The sequence below is a fragment of the Bacillus sp. (in: firmicutes) genome (assembly GCA_017656295.1).
GTDB lineage: Bacteria > Bacillota > Bacilli > Bacillales > JACDOC01 > JACDOC01.
In genome coordinates this window covers 109,725-133,605 of sequence record JACDOC010000001.1, presented here as the reverse complement: position 1 = coordinate 133,605, position 23,881 = coordinate 109,725, and the positions used below count along the sequence as shown (strand labels likewise).

Annotated in this window: 21 protein-coding genes; 3 read left to right on the top strand and 18 right to left on the bottom strand. The window is 41.8% G+C overall.

The window, feature by feature from the left end:
• Positions 1–3: 3 nt before the first annotated feature.
• The 3 genes from fsa to H0Z31_00660 all read right to left on the bottom strand — a co-directional run bounded on the left by fsa (position 4) and on the right by H0Z31_00660 (position 2,218).
• Positions 4–651, bottom strand: coding sequence for a fructose-6-phosphate aldolase (fsa, locus tag H0Z31_00670; protein ID MBO8175949.1), 648 nt, complete (start codon positions 649–651; stop codon positions 4–6).
• A gap of 175 nt (positions 652–826) precedes the next feature.
• The gene (locus H0Z31_00665) at positions 827–1,687 is read right to left on the bottom strand and encodes a fructose-bisphosphate aldolase (GenBank protein MBO8175948.1); all 861 of its coding nucleotides are present in this window, start codon (positions 1,685–1,687) and stop codon (positions 827–829) included.
• A 159-nt stretch (positions 1,688–1,846) separates the two neighbouring features.
• Entirely contained in the window at positions 1,847–2,218 is a 372-nt protein-coding gene (locus H0Z31_00660; GenBank protein MBO8175947.1) for a response regulator, read from the bottom strand.
• Between the two features lie 249 nt (positions 2,219–2,467).
• On the opposite strand from H0Z31_00660, the gene H0Z31_00655 reads away from it, so the two are divergent.
• A complete protein-coding gene (locus H0Z31_00655; GenBank protein MBO8175946.1) occupies positions 2,468–2,995 on the top strand; it encodes a DUF2529 domain-containing protein in 528 nt (175 codons plus the stop codon).
• Positions 2,996–3,276: 281 nt separating this feature from the next.
• Here the strand turns inward: H0Z31_00655 and H0Z31_00650 are convergent, their stop codons facing one another.
• The 10 genes from H0Z31_00650 to H0Z31_00605 all read right to left on the bottom strand — a co-directional run bounded on the left by H0Z31_00650 (position 3,277) and on the right by H0Z31_00605 (position 16,902).
• Complete coding sequence (locus H0Z31_00650) at positions 3,277–4,878, bottom strand: CTP synthase (GenBank protein MBO8175945.1); 1,602 nt, start codon at positions 4,876–4,878, stop codon at positions 3,277–3,279.
• Between the two features lie 248 nt (positions 4,879–5,126).
• Positions 5,127–5,675, bottom strand: coding sequence for a DNA-directed RNA polymerase subunit delta (locus tag H0Z31_00645; protein ID MBO8175944.1), 549 nt, complete (start codon positions 5,673–5,675; stop codon positions 5,127–5,129).
• 146 nt (positions 5,676–5,821) lie between these two features.
• Positions 5,822–6,010 carry a hypothetical protein gene (locus H0Z31_00640; GenBank protein ID MBO8175943.1) on the bottom strand — a complete coding sequence of 63 codons (189 nt, stop codon included), beginning with the start codon at positions 6,008–6,010 and terminating at the stop codon, positions 5,822–5,824.
• A 170-nt stretch (positions 6,011–6,180) separates the two neighbouring features.
• Positions 6,181–9,447 (bottom strand): methylmalonyl-CoA mutase family protein, encoded by a 3,267-nt coding sequence (locus H0Z31_00635; protein ID MBO8175942.1) that lies wholly within the window; start codon positions 9,445–9,447, stop codon positions 6,181–6,183.
• Positions 9,425–10,099, bottom strand: coding sequence for a TetR/AcrR family transcriptional regulator (locus H0Z31_00630; GenBank protein ID MBO8175941.1), 675 nt, complete (start codon positions 10,097–10,099; stop codon positions 9,425–9,427). The genes H0Z31_00635 and H0Z31_00630 overlap by 23 nt, the downstream gene beginning before the upstream one ends.
• 30 nt (positions 10,100–10,129) lie before the next feature.
• Positions 10,130–11,269, bottom strand: coding sequence for an acyl-CoA dehydrogenase (locus H0Z31_00625; GenBank protein ID MBO8175940.1), 1,140 nt, complete (start codon positions 11,267–11,269; stop codon positions 10,130–10,132).
• Between the two features lie 43 nt (positions 11,270–11,312).
• Positions 11,313–12,449, bottom strand: coding sequence for an acyl-CoA dehydrogenase (locus H0Z31_00620; GenBank protein ID MBO8175939.1), 1,137 nt, complete (start codon positions 12,447–12,449; stop codon positions 11,313–11,315).
• 27 nt (positions 12,450–12,476) lie between these two features.
• The gene (locus tag H0Z31_00615; GenBank protein ID MBO8175938.1) at positions 12,477–13,328 is read right to left on the bottom strand and encodes a 3-hydroxybutyryl-CoA dehydrogenase; all 852 of its coding nucleotides are present in this window, start codon (positions 13,326–13,328) and stop codon (positions 12,477–12,479) included.
• Positions 13,329–13,343: 15 nt separating this feature from the next.
• Positions 13,344–14,534 carry an acetyl-CoA C-acetyltransferase gene (locus tag H0Z31_00610; protein ID MBO8175937.1) on the bottom strand — a complete coding sequence of 397 codons (1,191 nt, stop codon included), beginning with the start codon at positions 14,532–14,534 and terminating at the stop codon, positions 13,344–13,346.
• Positions 14,535–14,787: 253 nt separating this feature from the next.
• Positions 14,788–16,902, bottom strand: coding sequence for a 4Fe-4S dicluster domain-containing protein (locus tag H0Z31_00605; protein ID MBO8175936.1), 2,115 nt, complete (start codon positions 16,900–16,902; stop codon positions 14,788–14,790).
• 265 nt (positions 16,903–17,167) lie between these two features.
• Here H0Z31_00605 and cls point away from each other — a divergent pair, with 265 nt between their 5' ends.
• Together cls and H0Z31_00595 are read left to right on the top strand one after the other, a co-directional pair.
• Positions 17,168–18,364 carry a cardiolipin synthase gene (cls, locus tag H0Z31_00600; protein MBO8175935.1) on the top strand — a complete coding sequence of 399 codons (1,197 nt, stop codon included), beginning with the start codon at positions 17,168–17,170 and terminating at the stop codon, positions 18,362–18,364.
• 55 nt (positions 18,365–18,419) lie between these two features.
• The gene (locus H0Z31_00595) at positions 18,420–19,082 is read left to right on the top strand and encodes a diphthine--ammonia ligase (protein ID MBO8175934.1); all 663 of its coding nucleotides are present in this window, start codon (positions 18,420–18,422) and stop codon (positions 19,080–19,082) included.
• Positions 19,083–19,352: 270 nt separating this feature from the next.
• On the opposite strand, the gene H0Z31_00590 is transcribed toward H0Z31_00595, so the two are convergent.
• The 5 genes from H0Z31_00590 to speE all read right to left on the bottom strand — a co-directional run bounded on the left by H0Z31_00590 (position 19,353) and on the right by speE (position 23,588).
• A complete protein-coding gene (locus H0Z31_00590) occupies positions 19,353–19,532 on the bottom strand; it encodes a DUF1427 family protein (GenBank protein MBO8175933.1) in 180 nt (59 codons plus the stop codon).
• An 18-nt stretch (positions 19,533–19,550) separates the two neighbouring features.
• Positions 19,551–21,221, bottom strand: a complete 1,671-nt coding sequence (locus tag H0Z31_00585) for an arginine--tRNA ligase (GenBank protein ID MBO8175932.1) — start codon at positions 21,219–21,221, stop codon at positions 19,551–19,553.
• Complete coding sequence (locus H0Z31_00580) at positions 21,218–21,664, bottom strand: DUF1934 domain-containing protein (GenBank protein MBO8175931.1); 447 nt, start codon at positions 21,662–21,664, stop codon at positions 21,218–21,220. Before H0Z31_00580 ends, H0Z31_00585 begins: the two co-directional genes overlap by 4 nt.
• 189 nt (positions 21,665–21,853) lie before the next feature.
• On the bottom strand, positions 21,854–22,726 hold the full coding sequence (gene speB / locus H0Z31_00575) for an agmatinase (GenBank protein ID MBO8175930.1): 873 nt from the start codon (positions 22,724–22,726) through the stop codon (positions 21,854–21,856).
• Positions 22,727–22,757: 31 nt separating this feature from the next.
• Complete coding sequence (gene speE / locus H0Z31_00570) at positions 22,758–23,588, bottom strand: spermidine synthase (GenBank protein ID MBO8175929.1); 831 nt, start codon at positions 23,586–23,588, stop codon at positions 22,758–22,760.
• Positions 23,589–23,881: the final 293 nt, after the last annotated feature.

Sequence of the window (23,881 nt, the reverse complement as noted above, 5' to 3'; positions counted from 1 at the left end):
TCGTTATTTGTTAAATGCTTGATTCCAGTCAGCTAAAAATGCTTCAATCCCTTTATCTGTTAATGGATGTTTAAACAGTTGCATTAAGACTTTATACGGTACCGTCGCAATGTGAGCCCCACGTAATGCTGCTTCTGTGACGTGCTGAGGATGGCGAATAGATGCTGCAATAATTTCAGTTTCAATCCCATGAATATCGAAAATATGAGCAATTTTTTCAATTAAATCTAAGCCGTCATGACCGATATCATCTAGACGTCCTAAAAATGGGGACACATACGTTGCGCCTGCACGTGCTGCTAGTAACGCTTGGTTTGCGCTAAATACGAGCGTCACGTTCGTTTTGATTCCTTCTTTGGAAAACGCATGAACAGCCTTTAATCCATCTGGTGTCATTGGTACTTTAATCGTAATGTTTGGAGCGATTTGAGCGAGTTCTTTTCCTTCTTTAATCATCCCTTCTGCATCTGTGGCAATAACTTCGGCACTGACAGACCCCGATACAAATGATGTGATTTCGCGAAGACGATCGTGAAATGATACGTTTTCTTTTGCCACAAGCGATGGGTTGGTTGTTACACCAGCTAAAATACCAAGCTCATGTGCTTCTTTAATTTCGGCAAGGTTCGCTGTATCAATAAAAAATTTCATGTTTTCTATTCCTCCTAATGACGGTAGCAAATTCGTTTGTAATAAAAGTCGGATGGAAAAATCTAGTGAAATTAAACCTATAGAATCGCAGGAGAACAAGCGGACAAAATCATTTTTCCATTTGAAGAGAAGACCTGACAAAGGGGGATCCCCTTGACAGGTCTTGATCCGTTCATTATTCAGCTTTTCCAGAAGAACCGAACTCGCGCATTTTTCCTTTTACAGTTTCTTTAATCGCTTCACGAGCAGGTCCTAAATATTTACGAGGATCGTATAGGTCTGGTTTTTCTGCTAAAATTTCACGAACTTTTTTCGAAGATGCGATTTGGTTTTCCGTATTTACGTTGATTTTCGCTGTACCAAGGGAAATCGCACGTTGAATATCTTTTGTTGGAATTCCAGTTCCACCATGAAGAACGAGCGGTACACCTGTACGGTTGCTGATTTCTTCCATTTCCGCAAATCCTAAGTTAGGCTCACCTTTGTAAGGGCCATGTACAGAACCTAATGCTGGCGCTAAGCAGTCGATTCCTGTACGTTTTACAAGCTCTTCACACTCATCTGGATCGGCGTAAATGATGCCATTAGCCACTACATCATCTTCTTGACCACCAACGACACCAAGCTCTGCTTCTACGGAAACACCGTGGATATGGGCTAATTCTACTACTTTGGAAGTGATTGCTACGTTTTCTTCAAATGGATGATGAGAAGCGTCAATCATAACAGAAGTAAATCCAGCATGAATAGCTTTCGCACAAGATTCGAAGCTAGAACCGTGGTCTAAGTGAATCGCTACTGGAACGGTCACATTGTATTCTTCCATGAGCGCTTTTACCATATTCACAACGAGTTTAAAGCCACCCATGTAACGTCCAGCACCTTCAGATACACCAAGGATGACCGGTGACTTTTCTTCCTGAGCTGCTTGTAAAATTGCTTGCGTGAACTCAAGGTTGTTTAAGTTGAACTGCCCAACAGCATAGCCTTCTTTTTTTGCTTTGTTCAACATTTCAGTCATGGAAACTAAAGGCATTTTTCTTCCTCCTTAATAAATTCAAAAAAGTCCGCCAGAACCTCATCGTTTGAAATATGTACTCATCTGGTAGACTTACTTTTAAAATTCATTAGTATGATACCAAAATCATGCCCATTTTACCAACAAGTTCGAACGATTAACAAAAATATTTTGCAATTAGTTTGAACGAATTGGTAAGTATTCCTTGACTGCTTGACGAATATCATCAATATCAAACGGTTTCGCAAAATGCGTAAGCGCTCCTAAGTCCTTGGCCTCTTGAATCATATCCAATTCACCATAGGCGGTCATAATGATCACACGAATATCTGGATCTTTTTCTTTCATCCGTTTTAATATTTCAATCCCATCCATTCCAGGAATTTTCATGTCTAACAATACTAAATCTGGTGAATTTTTTTCTAAAATTTCTAATGCCTGAATACCATTTGCGGCTTGAAACGTTTCATATCCTTCTTTTTGCAATACTTCGTTCAACAAAATACGAATGCCAAACTGGTCATCAACGATTAAAATTTTTTCTTTCATTCCTTTCACTCCCTTATCCTCGTTCCCATAGCCCAAAAGTTCCTACCTACATCCCATTATACGAAACTATTGGTATTGGTTAAATAATACTTCTTGTTTTTCCTACTATTTCCTGCTCCTGTCTTAAAAAGATTTTCGACAGAAGTCATCATCCTCTTTTGCTTTTCCCCTCCATCACTTTTATAATGAGAGACGACACTTATAAATAATATTCGTTGACAATCCTACCATTTTAAGGGGTTGATTAATTTGATTAAAATGTTCACTACTCAATTATCTGGGTTAATGAACCGTATTTTCGATAAAGAGGAATTTTCGATTGAAGACGGTGCCCGATTGTTAGCACAAGCAGCAGTAGGCGAAGGCAACATATACATTTGTGGGTTTGGCGAAATGGAAGTTGTGGCAATTGAAGCGTTAAAAGGAAAAGAACCTCTAGCCAACGCTCGAATTTTAGCTGCTGATCAACTCGATGAACTAACTTCTGCCGATCGGGTACTGCTTGTTAGCCGATTCAGTACCGACGAGGATGCACTTCAGCTAGGACAACAGCTTGTAGAAAAACAAATTCCGTTCGTGGCGGTGTCAGGTGCTGTTTCGTCTGATAGCGCAAAAGACTTAACGACATTAGCGGATGTACATATTGATACAAAAGTGATTAAAAGTATGCTTCCTGACGAATCAGGCGAACGAGTAGGCTTCCCGGCAACCATCGCTGCGTTATACATTTATTTCTGCCTAAAGTTTACTTTGGAAGAAATGTTGAACGAATATTAAAATTCGTTCAGAAGAGCTGGCCTTTAGATTCGGCTAGCTCTTTTTTATAAACTTCGGAGTTTCTTAAAGGCACATAAAGTAGAGATACGGCACAAACCGTGTCACAAATGGCAAGTAGAGAGTAAGTTCGGAACCATGTTATTAGTTTTCCGGACACTTTTTAGTCAATTTCACTTTGATTCTAGACACCTACATCGGTATAACAGACACTTGCGTAGATGTTCTAGATTATTTTCTCTCGATAAAAAAGGTTCAAGGATTCCCTTGAACCTTTCTATATATTATTGTTTTGTGCTAATGGCCGCTTTGACAAAGTCGCGGAAGAGCGGCTGTGGACGTGTTGGGCGGGATGTGAATTCTGGGTGGAATTGGGAAGCGACAAACCATGGGTGATCTTTTAATTCGATAATTTCTACTAAACGTCCATCTGGGCTTGTACCAGAGAAGACAAAGCCCGCCTCTTCCATTTGTTGACGGAACATATTATTAAATTCATAACGGTGACGATGGCGTTCATAGACAACTTCTTTATTGTACGCTGCATATGCATTTGTTCCTGGTACTAACTTACAAGGATATAAACCTAGGCGCAACGTTCCTCCTAAATCTTCGACATCTTTTTGCTCAGGTAATAGGTCAATAATTGGGTATTTCGTATTTGGATCAATTTCAGCGGAATGCGCTCCCTCTAAGTTAAGCACGTGCCGTGCGTATTCAATGCAGGCGATTTGCATACCTAAGCAAATACCGAGGAACGGCACTTTATTTTCACGAGCATATTGTGCAGCGACAATTTTTCCTTCGACACCGCGATCACCGAATCCACCTGGAACGAGGATACCGTCCACATCGCCTAACAACTCGGATACGTTTTCTTTTGTCACATGTTCGGCATTAATCCATTTAATTTCCACATCTGTATCAAATGCATAACCAGCATGTCTTAATGCTTCAACAACGGAAATATAGGCGTCTTGTAAAGCCACATATTTACCAACAAGTGCAATTTTCGTTTTGTTGGACAAGTTGCGAACTTTGTCTACTAGCGCTTTCCATTCGGTCATATCCGCTTCTTGACAATCTAGTTTCAAATGTTCGCAAACGATTTGGTCTAATTTTTGCTCTTGCAGTGCTAGTGGTACAGCGTATAATGTATCTGCGTCTCGCGCCTCAATCACCGCTTTCGGATCGATATCACAGAATAACGCGATTTTGTCTTTCATCTCTTGGGAAATTGGCATTTCTGTACGAACGACAATCACGTTTGGCTGGATGCCAAGGCTACGTAATTCTTTCACACTATGTTGAGTTGGCTTCGTTTTCATTTCCCCTGCCGCTTTAATGTATGGAACAAGCGTACAATGAATGTACATAACATTATCACGGCCAACGTCGCTTTTGATTTGACGAATCGCTTCTAAAAACGGCAAGGATTCAATGTCTCCAACCGTACCACCGATCTCAGTAATGACGACATCGGCGTTTGTTTCTTTTCCGGCACGAAAGACGCGTTCTTTAATTTCGTTTGTAATATGCGGAATCACTTGAACTGTTCCACCTAGATAATCTCCACGACGTTCTTTTTTCAGAACCGTTGAATAAATCTTCCCTGTCGTCACATTGCTATATTTGTTTAAATTAATATCAATAAAACGTTCGTAGTGACCTAAGTCTAAGTCTGTTTCTGCTCCATCGTCTGTCACGAATACTTCACCGTGTTGATAAGGGCTCATGGTCCCTGGGTCGACGTTAATGTATGGGTCAAACTTTTGAATCGTTACGTTTAAACCGCGGTTTTTTAGTAGCCGTCCTAGAGAAGCTGCTGTAATTCCTTTTCCTAAAGATGATACGACGCCACCTGTTACAAAAATGTATTTTGTCATACTAGTTCCCCCTTTAGTATGTTTTCCTACTTCGATGAACGAGGCACTAGGTCCCTCTTCGTTCTCCATAGCTCCAGCGAAACTTATTTCAAGTATGCACTGAAACCATTCAAAATAATTTTTTTGGGGGAGAAAATAGAAAACGCTCCGCTTACAAATGGTAAGGGAGCGTATCATTTTCATTTCAGTTCCTTTTTTAAGGAGCCCAAATAAAATACTATCGTCTTCACCAAAGGAAGTCAAGAAGATTATAATTCTTCTTCGTCATCCTCAATGTCTAGCTCATCTTCATCCTCTAACTCATCATCTAAGTCGTAGTCATCCTCGACTAGATCTTCATCAAACTCGTCTTCTTCGTCCAGTTCTTCATAATCGTCATCATCTACATCATCAACTAAGTCGTCATCGTCGTAGTCGTCGAGGTCATCAAAGTCAAGGTCCTCATCGTCAAGATCTTCGAAATCATCGAGATCTTCATCAACAATCTTTTTCGCCTTTTTCTTCTTCGGCTTGATCGTTGGAGCGGTTTCTTCTTCAATTTGCTCTACTGGGTACCATGCACGCAAGCCCCACTTGTTTTCCCCAATACATAAGAAGCGACCATCGATATTTAAGTCTGTGTAAAATTGAACCATTTTCTCACGAATTTCGCTTTCCGAACGACCTGTCAATTGAGCAATTTCAGTTAACAGGTCATGAAAGGATAGCGGTTGTTTCTGGTTGTTTAAAATGGCATGAGCAAGTTCGATAAGCGACATTTCTTGCAATTGTTCTTGAGATAACTGATCCAAACTCAACATCTGCACATCCTTTCTATATTTCACACTCAAATATTCGAGTGAAAAAAGACAAACTAATAGAATCGTCGAAAATCCATAATACTCATTATAAACAAATCCAAATCATTTATGCTAGATAGAAGTGAGTTTCTTGCTAAAGAAAATTACGAATTGCTCGCCCGTTTGCGCCGGTCTTTCGTGTGTGCTCGTTCTTTCCTCAATTCTTTTATCCCTAAGTAGAAAAAATAAACCGCAAATAATAAAAAGGGAATCGCACCTAATTGGTGAAGATACAACTGTTTTGTCACATATACAAGTAAGCCAATGATGAGTACGTAGCCAAATTTTTTCACCTAAGACACATCCTACACATAATAATAACCCCTACGACCAAGGAGCGAGCAATTACGGCCAAACATATTTTCGAATCGTACATCTCGTTTTCCTTCACTTCTATTATACCCATTAATAAAAAAAGGGTCATGCCCCTCTTTAAAAAAAAGGAGAATGACCTTATCAAAAATCACATGTTTCGGCGATATTGACCGCCCACTTCGTAAAGGGCTTTAGTAATTTGGCCGAGGCTCGCCACTTTGACGGTTTCCATGAGTTCGGCAAAAATATTACCTCCGGAGACCGCCGTTTCTTTTAAGCGTTTTAGCGCTTCATCTACTTTGTCTTTATTTCGCTCGTGGAACGCTTTTAAATTACGAATTTGTGTTTCTTTCTCTTCTTTTGTTGCACGCGCTAATTCCATGTTATTTAATTCTTCTTCTGAAGGAGGATTTGGATTTAGATACGTATTGACACCAATAATCGGTAGTTCACCTGAGTGTTTTTTCATTTCATAGTACATCGATTCTTCTTGAATTTTGCTTCGTTGATATTGTGTTTCCATCGCACCGAGTACACCGCCCCGGTCGTTAAGACGATCAAACTCTTTTAAAACCTCTTGTTCAACTAGGTCGGTTAACTCTTCTATAATAAATGAACCTTGAAGTGGGTTTTCGTTTTTTGATAACCCGTGCTCTTTTGTAATAATGAGCTGAATAGCCATCGCTCGACGAACCGATTCTTCCGTAGGTGTCGTAATCGCTTCATCGTAGGCGTTCGTATGCAAGGAGTTACAGTTATCTTGAAGGGCCATTAACGCTTGTAAAGTGGTACGAATGTCATTAAAGTCGATTTCTTGTGCGTGTAACGAACGACCGGATGTTTGCACGTGATATTTGAGCTTTTGGCTTCGTTCGTTCGCACCATATTTTTCCCGCATCACCGTTGCCCAAATACGACGGGCGACACGACCAATCACCGTATATTCTGGGTCTAAGCCGTTAGAGAAGAAGAACGATAGATTCGGTGCAAAGTCGTCGATATGCATACCACGACTTAAGTAATATTCGACGTACGTAAACCCGTTAGCTAGCGTAAACGCTAATTGGGAAATCGGGTTCGCTCCCGCTTCGGCAATATGATATCCAGAGATGGATACGGAATAATAGTTACGAACACCGTTTTGGATAAAGTATTCTTGGACATCGCCCATCATCCGAAGAGCAAATTCGGTAGAGAAAATACACGTATTTTGTCCTTGGTCTTCTTTTAAAATATCCGCCTGGACCGTTCCGCGAACCGTACGAAGCGTATAGGCTTTTACTTCCTCGTACTCTTCTTTTGTTAACGGCCGTCCTAACTCTTGCTCTTTTTTCTCTACTTGTTGGTCAATGGCTGTATTCATATACATCGCTAAAATAATCGGCGCTGGACCGTTTATCGTCATCGATACGGATGTGAGCGGATGGCATAAATCGAACCCGGCGTACAATTTTTTCATATCATCGAGCGTACAGACGCTGACCCCACTTTCGCCGACTTTTCCGTAAATATCTGGACGGTAATCTGGGTCTTCCCCGTACAAGGTGACTGAGTCAAACGCTGTACTTAAGCGTTTCGCTTGATCATCTTTGGACAAGTAATGGAACCGTTTGTTCGTCCGTTCTGGTGTTCCCTCCCCGGCAAATTGACGCTTTGGATCTTCCCCTTGTCGTTTGAACGGGAAGACACCTGCCGTAAACGGGAATTTTCCAGGAACATTTTCTTTGTACACCCATCGTAAAATTTCGCCATAGTCTTTAAACTTCGGTAACGCCACTTTTGGAATGCGCAAACCGGATAAGCTTTTCGTTGAAAGTTCGGTGACGATTTCTTTATCTCGAACTTTCGTCACGAACGTTTCTCCCGCATAAAGGGCTTTCATCTCTTCCCAGCCGGCTAAAATTTTTTTCGATTCAGGAGTTAATTTTTCTTCCACTTCTTTCTTTAACGTTTGGAGTGAACGGATAACATCTTCGTTTCCTTCTTGTTCTTTCAGAGCTTCAATCGCACCTTCTAATTGGAACAACCGACGGCCGAGCCGGACTTGCTCATCGACGTGTTTATGATAGTTGCGTACCGTTTCTGCAATTTCTCGCAAATAATAACGGCGTTCGTTCGGGATAATGACGTTTTGCTTCACTACTTTTTCATCTTTGGAGTACGATGTCTTCCAGTCAAATCCCATTTTTTTGTTTATTTTCTCAATTAAAGCCGCAAATAACGCATTCGTTCCTGGATCGTTGAATTGACTCGCGATCGTACCGTACACAGGCATTTCCGATAAGTCTTTGTCAAATAACATATGGCTGCGCTGGTATTGCTTTTGTACTTGACGAAGTGCATCTTCTGAACCTTTTCGTTCGAATTTGTTAATGACAATTAAATCAGCATAGTCAATCATATCAATCTTTTCAAGCTGGGATGGCGCGCCAAACTCGCTCGTCATGACGTACATCGCCACATCGGAAATGTCACGAATTTCGGCGTCCCCTTGACCGATTCCGCTCGTTTCGACAATGACTAAGTCAAATCCAGCGGCTTTAACGACCGAAATGGCATCGCGAATGGCTAGTGAGAGCTCGTTTTTCGACCCTCGTGTGGCGAGCGAACGCATATAGACTCGTGGTGAGAAAATCGCATTCATTCGAATACGGTCTCCTAAAAGCGCGCCTCCTGTTTTTTGTTTCGTTGGGTCCACAGAAAGAACCGCTACTTTTTTATCTTCAAATTCGTTAATAAAGCGACGAATTAATTCGTCTGTTAATGAACTTTTTCCGGCTCCCCCTGTTCCGGTAATCCCGAGTACTGGAATGGAGTGTGCTAACGAGCGGACTTCTTTCATCACCGCTTGAGCCGTTGCCGCTACTTCCTGCTGTCCACCAACTTGATATTCGGCTAACGTAATCAGTTTGGCAATGGCATTAACGTTTCCTTCTTTTAATTTTTCCACTTCTTCTTCTATTCCGCTCGTCACCGTTGGAAAATCACATTCTTTTAACATGAGGTTGATCATACCTTGTAGACCAAGCTGTCGACCGTCTTCAGGTGAAAAGATTCGGGCAATGCCGTATTCGTGAAGCTCCTTAATTTCCTTCGGGATAATAACACCGCCCCCGCCCCCATAAATACGGATGTGAGGAGCCCCTTTTTCCTTCAACAAGTCGTACATATATTTAAAAAATTCCATATGTCCGCCTTGATACGAAGAAACCGCGATTCCTTGAACGTCTTCTTGAATCGCCGCATTCACAATTTCTTCGACCGAACGGTTATGGCCTAAATGAATGACTTCGGCACCGCTTGCTTGTAAAATACGCCGCATAATATTGATGGAAGCATCGTGTCCATCAAATAAACTGGACGCCGTGATAAATCGAATGTGATGCTTTGGCTTATACACTTCGATTGTACTCATGTTTATCCCCCTGTTCGTTTTTGTTTCTATACCCCTTTATTCCTGATATCAATAATCTCGTCTGCAATTGAATGTATTGATCAAGCGTATACGTTTTTTGTAAAGCCCAGCGACGAAAGCCCCACATTTGTCCTTGAACAAAAATGTTATGAGCAATAAGGTGGATTTGGTCCTCATCTAAGTGGATTTCCCCGTTCTCCACACAACGACGAATAATCGTCTCAAACATCCCGACCATTTCCATTTCCTTTTTCAATACGTACGGTAAAGCGTCTTTCGATAACGATTTCGCCTCTTGATACATGACTAACACTTCATCTTGCATTTCGTCCATGACTTTAAAATAGTTTGAAATCGCATCGACCAAACTATCTAACGTACCCGCCTTTAAATCCATACTTTGTTGAAGACGTTCACTAACTTCTTCATAGATGCGGTCACATACTAAGTACAAGACATCTTCTTTTGTTCGAATATATTCATAGAGGGTGCCGATACTAAACCCGGCAGCCCTCGCAATTTCCCTCGTCGTTGTACGATGAAACCCTTTTTGTTTGAACAAGCTGATCGCCCCGTGAATCATTTGGTCTCTTCGAATTTTCACGAGACGTTCATCTTTTACAGAAGCTTGGACTTCTCTTTTTTTACTCACTTCATCGACCACCTTTTCACAGGATGGTTGTTAGCGGGTTAACATACGCGAAATAACGAGACGTTGAATTTCTTGAGTTCCTTCGTAGATTTGCGTAATTTTCGCATCGCGCATAAACCGCTCTACTGGATAATCTTTCGTATAACCATACCCACCGAAAATTTGTACCGCTTCGGTAGTCACTTTCATCGCAGTATCTCCGGCAAACAATTTGGACATGGCTGATTCTTTTCCGTACGGTAGCCCTTGGGACTCTAACCATGCCGCTTGGTACGTGAGTAAGCGAGCCGCTTCAATGCTTGTCGCCATATCAGCTAGCTTGAACGAAATACCTTGGTTAGCAGCAATCGGTTTTCCAAATTGATAACGTTCTTTTGCATATTCAATCGCCGCATCTAAGGCTCCTTGGGCAATTCCGACAGCCTGGGCAGCAATCCCGTTTCGACCACCGTCTAACGTCATCATTGCAATTTTAAAGCCTTCGCCTTCTTTTCCAAGTAAATTTTCTTTTGGTACTTTACAATCCTCAAAAATAATTTCCGTTGTTGGCGATGAGCGAATGCCGAGCTTTTTCTCTTTCTTTCCAACTCTAAAACCTTCAAAATCTTTTTCAATGATAAAGGCACTCGTCCCTTTATGCTTTTGCGATGGATCGGTTAAGGCAAAGACGACGTAAATATCAGCCACTCCGCCGTTGGTGATGAAAATTTTCGATCCGTTTAAAATATAGTAATCTCCTTCTAGGCGAGCGGTCGTCTTCATCGCTCCCGCATCGGAACCAGACCCCGGTTCTGTTAAACCGTAAGCCCCGATTTTCTCCCCTTGGGCCATCGGCCGTAAATATTTTTGCTTTTGTTCTTCCGTACCAAACTTATAAATTGGCCAACCGGCAAGTGACGTATGTGCAGACAGCGTCACACCTGTCGATGCACATACGCGAGAAAGCTCCTCAACTGCAATACAGTATGCTAAATAGTCGCTACCGATACCCCCGTATTCTTCCGGCCATGGAATTCCCGTTAATCCTAGTTCGGCCATTTTGTCGAAAATTTCCCGATCAAACCGTTCTTCTTCATCCCGCTCCGCTGCTGTTGGTGCGACTTCGTTTTTTGCAAAATCGCGCACCATTTTTCGTATCATTTCATGCTCTTCCGTTAGTTGAAAATTCATCTTCCATCCCCCATTCGATTCGTCAGTTGCTTTTAAAAGACATTTATTTTAACAAATGCTTTCCAATAACAATCCGTTGAATTTCGCTTGTTCCTTCATAAATTTCAGTAACTTTTGCATCTCTAAACAGACGCTCGACCGGATATTCTTCTGTATATCCGTAGCCACCGTATACTTGAATGGCTTCTGTCGTCACTTCAACAGCCGTTCTTGAAGCAAATAATTTGGCCATCGAAGCTTCTTTCCCGCAAGGCAATCCTTTTGTGCGTAAGTCCGCCGCTCGATACACTAGCAGTTTAGCGCCTTCGATGCTAGTTGCCATATCAGCGAGCTTGAAACCAATCGCTTGCTGCGCGGCAATTGGCTTACCGAACTGATGACGTTCTTTCGCATACGCCACCGCATGTTCATAGGCTGCTTCAGCAATTCCTAACGCTTGGGCAGCAATGCCGATACGACCTACATCTAAGTTCGCCATCGCAATTTTAAAGCCTTGTCCTTCTTCCCCTAATAAGTTTTCAGCAGGCACTTTCATGTCTTCAAATGTTAATTGCACCGTACGTGACCCGTGCAAGCCCATTTTCTTTTCGTCTTTTCCTACGATGAGTCCTGGTGTATCCTTTTCTACGATAAAAGCAGAAACTCCACGACTTCCTGCCTCCGGGTTGGTAGAGGCAAAGACGATGTATACGTCTGCTTCACCCCCGTTGGTAATAAACACTTTCGAACCGTTAATGATATAGTGATCCCCTTGTTTGACCGCACGTGACCGTAAGCTTTTGGCATCGGAACCTGCGCTTGGCTCCGTTAAACAAAACGCCCCTAAATATTCTCCGGAAGCAAGCTTTGGAACGTACTTTTGTTTTTGCTCTTCCGTTCCGAAATAAAGAATTGGGTTGGTGCCAACGGATGTATGAACGGATAAAATCACGCCGACCGTTGCACTTACTTTCGAAATTTCATGAATGGCGATAATGTAGGACATAAAGTCCATTCCAGAGCCGCCGTAGTGTTCTGGAACGGTAATTCCCATGAGACCTAGTTCAGCCATTTTATTTAAAATGGGCCGTGGAAACTCCCCTTTTTCCATGTGTTCGACAAATGGAGCAATTTCTGTTTGCGCAAAATCACGTACCATTTTCCGCATCATATCTTGTTCTTCCGTGAATCGTAAATGCATCCCAGTCCCCTCCTGCTGTTCAATAAATTACTCATATGTGTAGAACCCGCGACCTGTTTTTCGACCTAACCAACCTGCTTTCACATATTTCCGGAGAAGCGGACAAGGGCGATACTTGTCGTCTCCAAATCCTTCATGAAGCGTTTCCATAATGTATAAGCACGTATCAAGTCCGATAAAGTCCGCTAAAGTTAGCGGTCCCATCGGGTGATTCATTCCTAGCTTCATCACTTCATCAATGGCCTCTTTTGTTGCTACCCCTTCGTATAACGTGTAAATCGCCTCGTTAATCATTGGCATTAACACCCGGTTCGAGACGAAGCCAGGGAAGTCATTTACTTCTACCGGTACTTTGTTTAACGATTTTGTCATATCTTCAATTGCTTGATACACATCGTCTCTTGTTGCTAAACCACGAATAATTTCGACAAGTTTCATAACCGGTACCGGATTCATAAAGTGCATGCCAATCACTTGTTCTGGACGTTTCGTCACCACAGCAATTTCCGTAATTGGTAACGAAGACGTATTGGACGCTAAAATGGCATGTGCCGGTGTAATTTCATCTAGTTCTGCAAAGATTTTTTGCTTAATCTCCATATTCTCGACGGCTGCTTCAATGACGAGATCGACGTCATGACCGTCTTTTAAATCTACAGAAGAAGTAATGCGTGCTAATACGACTTCTTTTTCTTCTTCTGTCAGGCGCCCTTTATTGACTTGACGAGACAAATTTTTCGAAATAACCCCTAAACCGCGCTCCACAAACTCTTGCTTTAAGTCGTTTAAAATGACTTCATATCCTGCTTGTGCACACACTTGGGCAATGCCTGAGCCCATTTGTCCTGCCCCAACGACCATTACTTTTTTAATTGCCATATTCCCAATTCCCCCTTATGCTTGCTTTGGAACTTCAATCATGATGGCGTCTCCTTGACCGCCGCCGCTACAAATCGCCGCGATTCCAATACCACCGCCACGACGCTTTAATTCATGAACGAGTGTTACAATGATTCGAGCGCCACTTGCACCGATTGGGTGACCTAACGCAACTGCACCGCCATTCACGTTTACTTTTTCTGGGTCGAGTTGAGCAATTTTTCCACTCGTTAACGCCACCGCAGCAAACGCCTCATTTACTTCGAATAAGTCAATGTCATCAACCGTTTTTCCGGTCTTTTTCAGCAACTCATTAATCACTAAGCCTGGCGTTTTCGGGAAGTCTTTTGCTTCTACCGCAATCGCTGTATGCGCTAATATTGTTGCTAGTGGTGTTCTTCCTTCCCGCTCGGCCCGCTCTTCGCTCATCAGAACGAGGGCACATGCTCCATCGTTCACGCCTGGCGCATTTCCGGCCGTAATCGTACCATCATGATCAAATACCGGTTTTAACTTCGCGAGTTTTTCGATGGATGTATCTTTTCTTGGTGCTTCGTCTTGGTTTACAATGAGTGGTTCCCCTTTTCGTTGAGGAACTTCAACAGGAACAATTTCTTCACTTAATTTCCCCGCTTCAATCGCTTGGATCGCCCGTTCATGGCTTCGTAACGCCCACGCGTCTTGTTCTTCTCTTGTAATTCCGTATTCTTTCGCTGTGGCGTTTCCGTACGTTCCCATATGAACACCGGAAAAGCTACAGGTGAGGCCGTCATAAACCATTAAGTCTTTTACCGTAGAGTCGCCCATCCGAAATCCCCAGCGAGCCTTCGGCAACAAGTACGGTGCGTTGGACATCGATTCCATTCCACCGGCAACAATGACTTCTTCATCTCCAGCACGAATGATTTGGTCTGCTAACGTGACACTCCGCATTCCTGAAGCACACACTTTGTTGATCGTTTCGGTTTTCACTTCCCACGGAATACCGGCAAAACGAGCTGCTTGTCGTGAAGGAATTTGACCTTGTCCTCCTTGTAGAACGGTTCCTAAAATGACTTCATCAACGTCTTCCGGTTTCACATCCGCTCGTTTTAACGCTTCTTTAATGGCAATTCCTCCAAGCTGCGACGCGGTTAAAGAACTTAATGCCCCACCAAACTTACCAAAAGGTGTTCGTACCCCACTTAAAATGACCGTTTTTCCCATCCATCTCAGCTCCTTGTTTTGGATTTTATCGACAAATAAAAACAGGAAACGCTTACATTTTTCGACTGAACGCTCGCTCAAGGGACAGCCATAACATAGCAATCTACTTATCTACTTCCTTATTGTAAGGTAGAATTATCAAAATTGAAACACTTTACAAAAAATTCTTACTAACATTGTTTTAGATAAACGCCCGTGAACCAAGTAAATGGTTCACGGAGCGTTTATTTCCCATATTGGTTGTATTGGACCATTACATCGCAAGTCGTTGATGTTCATCGCCACAAACTGCTTTTTCAAGCAACTCGGCGACGTCGTACGTTTTCACTGTATCTTCGACTTCTTTCGCTTTTGTTCCATCGGAAAGCATCGTGAGGCAGTATGGACATCCAGAGCTAATGATACTTGGGTTAACGGCTAAAGCTTGTTCGGTACGAGCCACGTTGACGCGATGACCCGTATCTTCTTCCATCCACATGAGTCCACCGCCGGCACCACAGCACATGCCTGTTTCGCGGTTTCGTTCCATTTCCACTAATTTTACACCTGGAATCGCTTTTAAAATTTCCCGTGGTGGATCATATACTTCGTTGTAACGACCTAAATAGCAAGAGTCGTGGAATGTAATCGTTTCGTTCACTTCATACTTCGGCACAAGACGCCCTTCTTTGACGAGTTTCGCAAGAAGTTCGGTATGGTGGTAAACTTCTGCATCTAATCCGAAATCTGGATACTCGTTTTTAAAGGTGTTGTAAGCATGTGGGTCGATTGTGACGATTTTCTTTACGCCGTTCTTTTCAAATTCCGCGATGTTTTGCTGTGCCAGCTCTTGGAATAAAAATTCGTTTCCTAAGCGACGTGGCGTATCTCCAGAGTTTTTCTCTTTGTTTCCGAGAATGGCAAATTTCACGCCTGCTTCGTTTAATAGTTTGGCAAAGGATAACGCAATTTTTTGGCTACGGTTATCAAAGGAACCCATCGAGCCAACCCAGAACAAGTACTCAAATTCTTCTCCTTGTTTCTTTAATTCTTTTACTGTCGGTACGTATACATCTTCACGAGCGTCACGCCAATTTTCCCGTTCTTTTCGATTCAGACCCCACGGATTTCCTTGACGCTCAATGTTTTGCATCGCACGTTGAGCATCTGGATTCATTTTTCCTTCTGTTAATACGAGGTAACGGCGTAAGTCAATAATTTTATCGACGTGCTCGTTCATGACTGGACATTGGTCTTCACAGTTACGACACGTTGTACATGCCCAAATTTCTTCTTCCGTAATGACATCCCCGATTAAACTAACTTCTTCCCCGTAAGTAGCTGCAACCTCTTGTGCACCTTGAGTGGCTGAAGCAAGCGCCAGCTGATTCCCTTTTGTATTCCGGAACGCAAATGTTGGAACCCAAGGTTGTTTTGATGTGACAGCTGCTCCGTAGTCCGTTAAATGATTACGAAGCTTTACGATTAAATCCATTGGTGAAAGCATTTTTCCGGTTCCTGTCGCTGGACACATATTCGTACAGCGCCCACATTCGACACAGGCGTATAAATCAATGAGTTGCAGTTGCGTAAAGTCGGTAATCTTCCCTACCCCAAATGTTTCTTGGGTTTCGTCTTCAAAATCAATCGGACGAAGTTTCCCTGGTGCATCAAGGCGATGAAAGTAAACATTCGCTGGTCCGGCAATTAAGTGCGCGTGCTTTGATTGTGGAACGTAAACTAAAAACGCCAAGAGTAATAATAAGTGGATCCACCAAGTAATATAAAATACGACAATCGATGCGGTTTCACCTATCCAACCAAAGGCGAAGGCAATGACCGATGCCACTGGTTCAGTCCATGTCAGTTCTTCACCGTGCCAAATGATGCTCATTCCGTTTCCTAATAGAACAGATAACATTAGCCCGCCAATAAAGAGTAAAACTAATCCAGATTTAAAACCGCGCTTTAATCGGACTAATTTCTCGATATAGCGACGATAGAACGCCCAACAAACAGCAAATAAAATCATTAACGTAACTAACTCTTGGAAAAAGGTAAACCCTGGATACAACGGACCTAAAGGAAGGTGAGAACCAGGTACAATTCCCTTCCAAATAAAATCGATGGCACCAAACTGAACAAGAATAAATCCATAGAAGAACATGACGTGGATGGCACCACTCTTTTTATCCTTTAAGAGCTTTTTCTGTCCAAACACGTTCACCCAAATTTTTTCTAAACGCTCTTTGACTCGATTATCAAATTCAACTTTTTTTCCTAGTTTAATAAATTGAATCCTAGTACGAACCACATATATAAATAATCCAACAGCATAAGCGGTAACGAGTAAAAAGGCAATTAGGTTGATCCATTGCAAACCGTTCATGACCTTCTCTCCACTCCTTTCCGTAACGTCATCCGACTCTCCCCCTTTGATTGACTTTTATTAACTATTTTATTTTTCAGAAAGTTTCCTTATTTCCATTATATAATGAATGAGCATTCAGTCAATATTTTTTCAATAAAATATTTTTAACATTATTTATTTTCATAAAATTTAACATTTTAATAGTAAGACTGACGTTTATATTTTCTAATATTGAAGGGTAATCTAACTGTACTGAAACTAGAAGAGAGGGAGCATTATGAACATTTTTTTCATTTTAATCATCTTGGTTCTTATCATCGTTAGTTGGGGGTATTTAGATTACTCTATAGGAAAAAAACGTTATTTTAACAAAATGAAGAAACGTTCCTATCCAATGCGACAAAGTCAAATAACGTTTATTGGCGAGGGAGAGGAATTATTCGAACAACTTTTCCGTGATATTGAACAAGCGAAATCAAGTATTCATGTCCTTTTTTATATTGTCAAAACGGATGAAACGAGCCGGGACTTTCTCATTCGATTAAAGCGGAAGGCAAAAGAAGGAGTGACCGTACGTCTTCTTCTTGATTGGGTAGGATGCTTCCCTTTATCAAGAACGTGGATTAACGAATTAGAATCTGCTGGCGTTCACTTCTCCTACTGCCACCGACCACGATTTCCATTTTATTTGTATACTTTGCACCAACGAAATCACCGTAAAATTGCGGTCATAGACGGTTCGATTGGGTATTTAGGTGGGTTTAATATCGGAAAGGAATATGTAAATCAGCATCCTACATTAACACCATGGCGAGATTATCATATACGATTGGAAGGGGAAGGTGTGGCTGATTTACAAACAGAATTTTTATACGATTGGTACCGTGAAACGAATGAACAGTTATGGGAAGAACCTTCTTTGTTCCCTCCTTTACCTAAGGGACCAATTTCTCATCAAATAGTCCCATCTGGTGGGAATCAAGTTGAAGAAGCGTTCAGGTCATCTATTCAACGGGCAAAGAATAGCATATTTATTGGCTCCCCTTATTTTGTTCCAAGCGAAAAAGTATTTCGTGCGTTAATAGGGGCTGTACGCCGCGGGGTTCAGCTGACGATTCTCGTCCCGTTTCATTCGGATCACATGTTAGTTAAAGAAGCTAGCTATCGGTATTTCCGAGTTCTATTACCGTATGAAAATGTCACCATTTATCAATACGTTAAAGGGTTTTATCACGGGAAAGTAGTGATCATTGACGATAAAGTAATGGATATTGGATCAGCAAACTTCGACGTTCGAAGCATGAATCTGAATCACGAGCTCAATTGCTTTATCTATGATAAAGCGTTCATTCAAACCGTAAAGGACTATATCCATAGAGATTTGCTGCTTGCTCATATTTTAACCGATACCGATTTACAAGTCGGCTTTAAAACAAAAGTAAAAGAATGGACAGCCCAACTTGTGACCCCATGGTTATAGACTCATTGGCTCCCCCATGTTTTCCTGATACACTTTTAACAAAAGGGGGATGGCGATGAAAATAGCTCTTTCATGGAGCGGCGGTCGCGATAGTATGATGATGCTCCATACGTTAAAAGACAAGTGCGAACCGGTTGTTCTTATTACTACGTTTGATGAAGTGACAAAAAAAGTGATGATGCATCACATTCCGTTTGAATTAATGGAAGCGCAAGCAAAGCGGTTGCGACTCGAACTGTTCCCGATTTGGCTACGTCCACCTTATGATAATGACACGTATGAACGGACGATGAAAGACGCATTAGAACAGCTGAAAGAACGAAGTATTACTCACGTTGCGTTCGGAGATTTGTTTTTGGAAGATATTCGTTCGTATCGGGAACAGCAGATGGCACGAATGGGACTGACCCCTATTTTTCCATTGTGGGGAAAAGAAACAAAAAGCCTCGCAGCGGATTTTATCCGGTTGGGGTATCAAGCGAAAGTGATATGTGTCGATTCAGAACAGTTGTCACCAGAGTTTTTAGGCCGTGAATATGACACATCGTTCATCCATGAGCTACCAGATGAGGTCGATCCGTGCGGTGAAAACGGGGAGTTTCATTCCTTTGTGTTTGATGGGCCGCTGTTTCAAGAAGCCGTTCCGTTTTCAACACGAGGTTCATATGTGACATACGACCGCTTTTATTATTGCGAACTAAAAATGAGGAAAAAATGACCGATGTATGTCGGTTTTGAAAAATATATTTTTTTGAAGGGAAATAGTGGATTTTTCATATATAAGACACCTTTTGACGACGTTTTTTGCTCTAGTTCAATGCTTTACATCGAACTGGATTTTTTTGAATCCATTTAAAAATATTTGCACTTCAATAACGCGTTTTTGCACGTAGAATACCTCTTATAAAGCGCAATATCCGTTTATCCACCAAACACCATATCATAAAGAAAAAGTGAGCGACTTCCATCAGAAGTGCTCACTTTTTTCCTACTTCAACAAATTGCTTATGACTGGACCAACGATTTCAAATGCTTTAAAACCTAAGTAAATGCCAACAATCCCCATAATTCCAGCTAAAGCGGGAGGTGCTGGAATCGGTAAGCGGAACATGGCAAAAATGAAACCAACGAAAAATCCGGTCAATAAGGCGAAAATGATTTCTTTCAAAAGGTTCCCTCCGTGACATTACATTTTCTCAGGAGCAGAAACACCGATGAGAGCTAACGCATTACGTAACGTAATTTGAACAGCTTTAACAAGTGCCAAACGAGCTTTTGTGCGATCCATTTGTTCCTCATCTAAGACTTTTTCCGCATTGTAGAAGCTGTGGAACGTGGACGCCAAATCATTAATATAAAGAGCAACACGGTGAGGAGTACGTTTTTCTGCAGCATCGGCAATGACTTGTGGGAATTCCCCAAGTTTTTTCAAGACGTCTAATTCTTTTTCAGAACCGATAACAGATAAATCGGTCTCTTGGTCAATCGTAATGCCCATTTCTTCGCCTTGGCGCAAAATGCTGCAAATACGTGCATGCGCATATTGAGCATAATACACAGGATTTTCGTTAGACTGAGAAACTGCTAAATCAAGGTCAAAATCCATGTGCGTATCGCCGCTGCGCATAGCAAAGAAATAGCGAACAGCATCTAATCCTACCTCTTCCACTAGCTCGCGCATCGTAACCGCTTTTCCTGTACGCTTACTCATTTTTACTTTTTCGCCGTTTTTGAAGAGGTGAACGAGTTGGATAACTTCAACTTCTAAGTTATCTGGATTAAATCCAAGCGCCTCAATGGCTGCTTTCATACGTGGAATGTATCCGTGGTGATCCGCTCCCCAAATGTTAATCACTTTTTCAAATCCACGCTCGAATTTATCTTTATGATACGCAATATCTGGCGTTAAATACGTATACGAACCGTCGTTTTTAATTAACACGCGGTCTTTGTCGTCACCAAATGTTGTGGAACGGAACCATGTCGCTCCATCTTTCTCGTACACATGTCCATTTTCACGAAGTACACGTAAGGCTTCATCGATTTTTCCGTTATGATAAAGAGACGTTTCGGAATACCAAACATCAAACCGTACACGGAACATTTCCAAGTCTTTTTGTAATTTTTCTAACTCATATTTTAAACCGTATTCCCGGAAAAATTCGTACCGCTCTTTTTCATCGGCATGGATGTAGCGATCACCAAACTCTTCCGCTAACCGTTTTCCGATTTGAACGATGTCTTCCCCGTGATAACCGTCTTCAGGCATTTCTTTGTCGTATCCTAACGCTTGGAAATAGCGCGCTTCCACAGAAAGAGCTAAGTTGTGAATTTGGTTTCCGGCATCGTTAATATAGTATTCACGAGTGACGTCGTATCCTGCTTTTTCTAACACGTTACATAATGAATCACCAACTGCCGCGCCACGAGCATGTCCTAAGTGTAAGTCACCAGTCGGGTTAGCGGATACGAACTCCACTTGTACTTTTTGACCTTGTCCGGCATTGGATTCACCGTAGCGATCGCCTTGTTCTAAAATCGTAGGAATTAAGTTCGTTAAGTATTGATTATTCATGAAAAAGTTAATAAATCCTGGACCAGCAATTTCGATATTTTCAATCGATGCTTGTTGTTGATCGAGGTGTTGCACAATATCTTCCGCAATCATTCGAGGTGCTTTTTTCGCAATTCGAGCTAATTGCATTGCCATATTCGTTGAATAGTCCCCGTGTGATTTTTCTTTCGGTTTTTCTAATAGAACCTCTGGTAATTGTTCTTCTGTTGCCAGTCCAGCAGCCACAACCGCATTTTTAATCGCTTCCTTTAACGTATGCTCCACTTGTTCAACAATGTTCATTTGGACGATTTCGCCTCCTTATACGTAATGGATAAATCATACGTCCCCACGTAGGATCCATGACTATGAAGATGGTATTTTAACCGAATGGCTCCCTCTAAGGTATCCTCTTCGTTTTGTTCCCAGGAAAGGACGTCCGTTTTCGTTGTTAATAACATCGTACCAAACGGGCTTTCATATGATCCAGGCATTTCTTCCTTTTTGGAAAAAGACATACGCATGTTCACGGCCCCTTTTCGTAAGATGACCGCTTCATATTCTTTTACTTTGACAACCGAATGAATCGTACCTTCTTCTTGCACTTCTTCGTATTGTAAGTAAATTGCGTCTTCTTTTTTATAATATCGACCAAAAAGGACTAATTCAAAAGTTTCTTGTTCACCATCTTGCCATACGGTTGTTTTTAGTTCAATTTTTACGGGAGTATGTGTTTGTTGTGCCATCGTTCACACCCTTTGCCTGACAAAATAATATCGGGGCATCCCCCGATAAGTTAAAACATGTTCCGACAACGGATGGACCATTCATCGTCTCCCTAACGTCTTCTCATTTTGGAATATGTATTATTATAAAACATTCATGAGAAATAACGGAATCCTTTCCACCTAAATTGATGGAAAGGATTCGCCTACTTACTTAATCCATCCTAAAATCATTTCTCGAATCAGCTTACTTGCGGTATTGGCTGTTTGTTCAGAGTGATCATAAATCGGTGCGACTTCCACAAGATCGGCTCCCACAACGTTGACTTCAGAACGCGCAATCTCGTGAATAGAAGCAAGTAACTCTTTCGAAGTAATTCCTCCGCTATCAACCGTCCCTGTTCCAGGAGCGTGAGCTGGGTCTAATACGTCGATATCAATGGTTACATAAACCGGTCTCCCTTTTAATTTCGGTAACACTTCTTTTAACGGCTTTAATACCTCAAACTTCGCGATATACATTCCGTTTTCTTTCGCCCATTCGAACTCTTCCTTCATTCCAGAACGGATACCGAATGAATAGACGTTTTCAGGACCCATTAACTCCGCTGCCTTACGAATTGGTGTGGCATGAGATAGAGGCTCTCCTTCGTAATCGGTCCGTAAATCCGTGTGTGCATCCATATGAATAATGGCTAAATCAGGATACTTTTTGTACATCGCTTTAATAACCGGCCAAGAAACTAAATGTTCTCCCCCTAATCCTAATGGGAACTTCCCGTCCGCTAACACTTTGTCGACAAATTCTTCAATGAGTTCAAGACTGCGCTCTGCGTTACCGAACGGCAACGGAATGTCACCTGCATCAAAATATTTCACTTCTTCTAATTCACGGTCTAAATAAGGACTATACTCTTCAAGTCCAATCGATACTTCCCGAATACGCGCAGGACCGAAACGAGAACCTGGACGATAGCTTACCGTCCAGTCCATTGGCATCCCGTAAATGACCGCTTGACTTTCTTCGTAACTTGGGTGGCTTTTAATAAATACGTTTCCTGAATACGCTTCATCAAATCGCATGCGCATCATCCTCCATCTATGGACTATACAATTACTCAGTTAAGTCTTTCACGAATTTCGGTAAAACGAACGCTGCTTTGTGCAATTCTTTTGTATAGTACTTCGTGTCAATGTCATGGAAGCGCTCGTCCGCTACTTCTAGTGGATCATATTTTTTAGAACCTAATGTAAACGTCCACATACCGCTTGGATACGTTGGAATGTTCGCAATATATAAACGAGTGATTGGGAAAATTTCACGCACATCGCGTTGAACGTTACGGATTAAGTCAGCTTTAAACCAAGGGTTGTCCGTTTGGGCTACGAAAATACCATCCTCTTTAAGCGCTTTGGCAATACCTGCATAAAACCCTTTTGTAAATAAGTTTACCGCAGGTCCTACCGGTTCTGTAGAGTCCACCATAATCACATCGTATTCGTTCTCACTTTGAGCGATGTGCATAAAGCCGTCGTCTACTTTTACCTCCACACGTTCGTTATCTAACTCGCCAGCGATTTCTGGTAAAAACTTTTTCGAATACTCAATAACCTTCCCATCAATTTCAACAAGCGTTGCTTTTTTTACACTTGGATGTTTCAGCACTTCGCGGATCACACCGCCGTCGCCACCACCAACGACAAGCACGTTTTCTGGGTTTGGATGCGTAAATAATGGGACGTGAGCAACCATTTCATGATACACAAATTCATCTTTTTGAGACGTCATTACCATGCCATCTAATAAAAGCATGTTGCCCCATTCTGCGGTTTCTACCATATCAAGCTTTTGGAAATCTGTTTGTTCTGTATGTAAAGTGCGATTCACTTTCATTGTAATACCAAAATTTTCTGTTTGCTTTTCTGTAAACCAAAGTCCTCCCATATGTATTCTTCCTTTCTTTCATCATTGTATATTTGTCCCAAAACCAAAACTTACATGCATTACGAAAAGAGGGACGTTCCCTTCATATCCTTCCCTAACATCATAAATACAAACATGAGAAAAAGTATAGTGGAATTTAGCAAAATTTCAAGAAAAATTTATCCAGCAAATCCCCACCTCTAGATGGTGTCTGAATCAAAGAAGATTCGTAGGCACAAAAACCCGTAAACGTTCGATTCGTTCAACTATATTTTCCTAGATACGTTTAAAATTGCACTTTTTTTTTCATACTA

What these genes read in the sequence shown, in the direction of transcription:
- fsa (MBO8175949.1), bottom strand. Translation starts at nt 651, where the DNA reads ATGAAATTTTTTATTGATACAGCGAACCTTGCCGAAATTAAAGAAGCA.
- H0Z31_00665 (MBO8175948.1), bottom strand. Translation starts at nt 1,687, where the DNA reads ATGCCTTTAGTTTCCATGACTGAAATGTTGAACAAAGCAAAAAAAGAA.
- H0Z31_00660 (MBO8175947.1), bottom strand. Translation starts at nt 2,218, where the DNA reads ATGAAAGAAAAAATTTTAATCGTTGATGACCAGTTTGGCATTCGTATT.
- H0Z31_00650 (MBO8175945.1), bottom strand. Translation starts at nt 4,878, where the DNA reads ATGACAAAATACATTTTTGTAACAGGTGGCGTCGTATCATCTTTAGGA.
- H0Z31_00635 (MBO8175942.1), bottom strand. Translation starts at nt 9,447, where the DNA reads ATGAGTACAATCGAAGTGTATAAGCCAAAGCATCACATTCGATTTATC.
- H0Z31_00625 (MBO8175940.1), bottom strand. Translation starts at nt 11,269, where the DNA reads ATGAATTTTCAACTAACGGAAGAGCATGAAATGATACGAAAAATGGTG.
- H0Z31_00620 (MBO8175939.1), bottom strand. Translation starts at nt 12,449, where the DNA reads ATGCATTTACGATTCACGGAAGAACAAGATATGATGCGGAAAATGGTA.
- H0Z31_00615 (MBO8175938.1), bottom strand. Translation starts at nt 13,328, where the DNA reads ATGGCAATTAAAAAAGTAATGGTCGTTGGGGCAGGACAAATGGGCTCA.
- H0Z31_00610 (MBO8175937.1), bottom strand. Translation starts at nt 14,534, where the DNA reads ATGGGAAAAACGGTCATTTTAAGTGGGGTACGAACACCTTTTGGTAAG.
- H0Z31_00605 (MBO8175936.1), bottom strand. Translation starts at nt 16,902, where the DNA reads ATGAACGGTTTGCAATGGATCAACCTAATTGCCTTTTTACTCGTTACC.
- H0Z31_00595 (MBO8175934.1), top strand. Translation starts at nt 18,420, where the DNA reads ATGAAAATAGCTCTTTCATGGAGCGGCGGTCGCGATAGTATGATGATG.
- H0Z31_00585 (MBO8175932.1), bottom strand. Translation starts at nt 21,221, where the DNA reads ATGAACATTGTTGAACAAGTGGAGCATACGTTAAAGGAAGCGATTAAA.
- H0Z31_00580 (MBO8175931.1), bottom strand. Translation starts at nt 21,664, where the DNA reads ATGGCACAACAAACACATACTCCCGTAAAAATTGAACTAAAAACAACC.
- speB (MBO8175930.1), bottom strand. Translation starts at nt 22,726, where the DNA reads ATGCGATTTGATGAAGCGTATTCAGGAAACGTATTTATTAAAAGCCAC.
- speE (MBO8175929.1), bottom strand. Translation starts at nt 23,588, where the DNA reads ATGGGAGGACTTTGGTTTACAGAAAAGCAAACAGAAAATTTTGGTATT.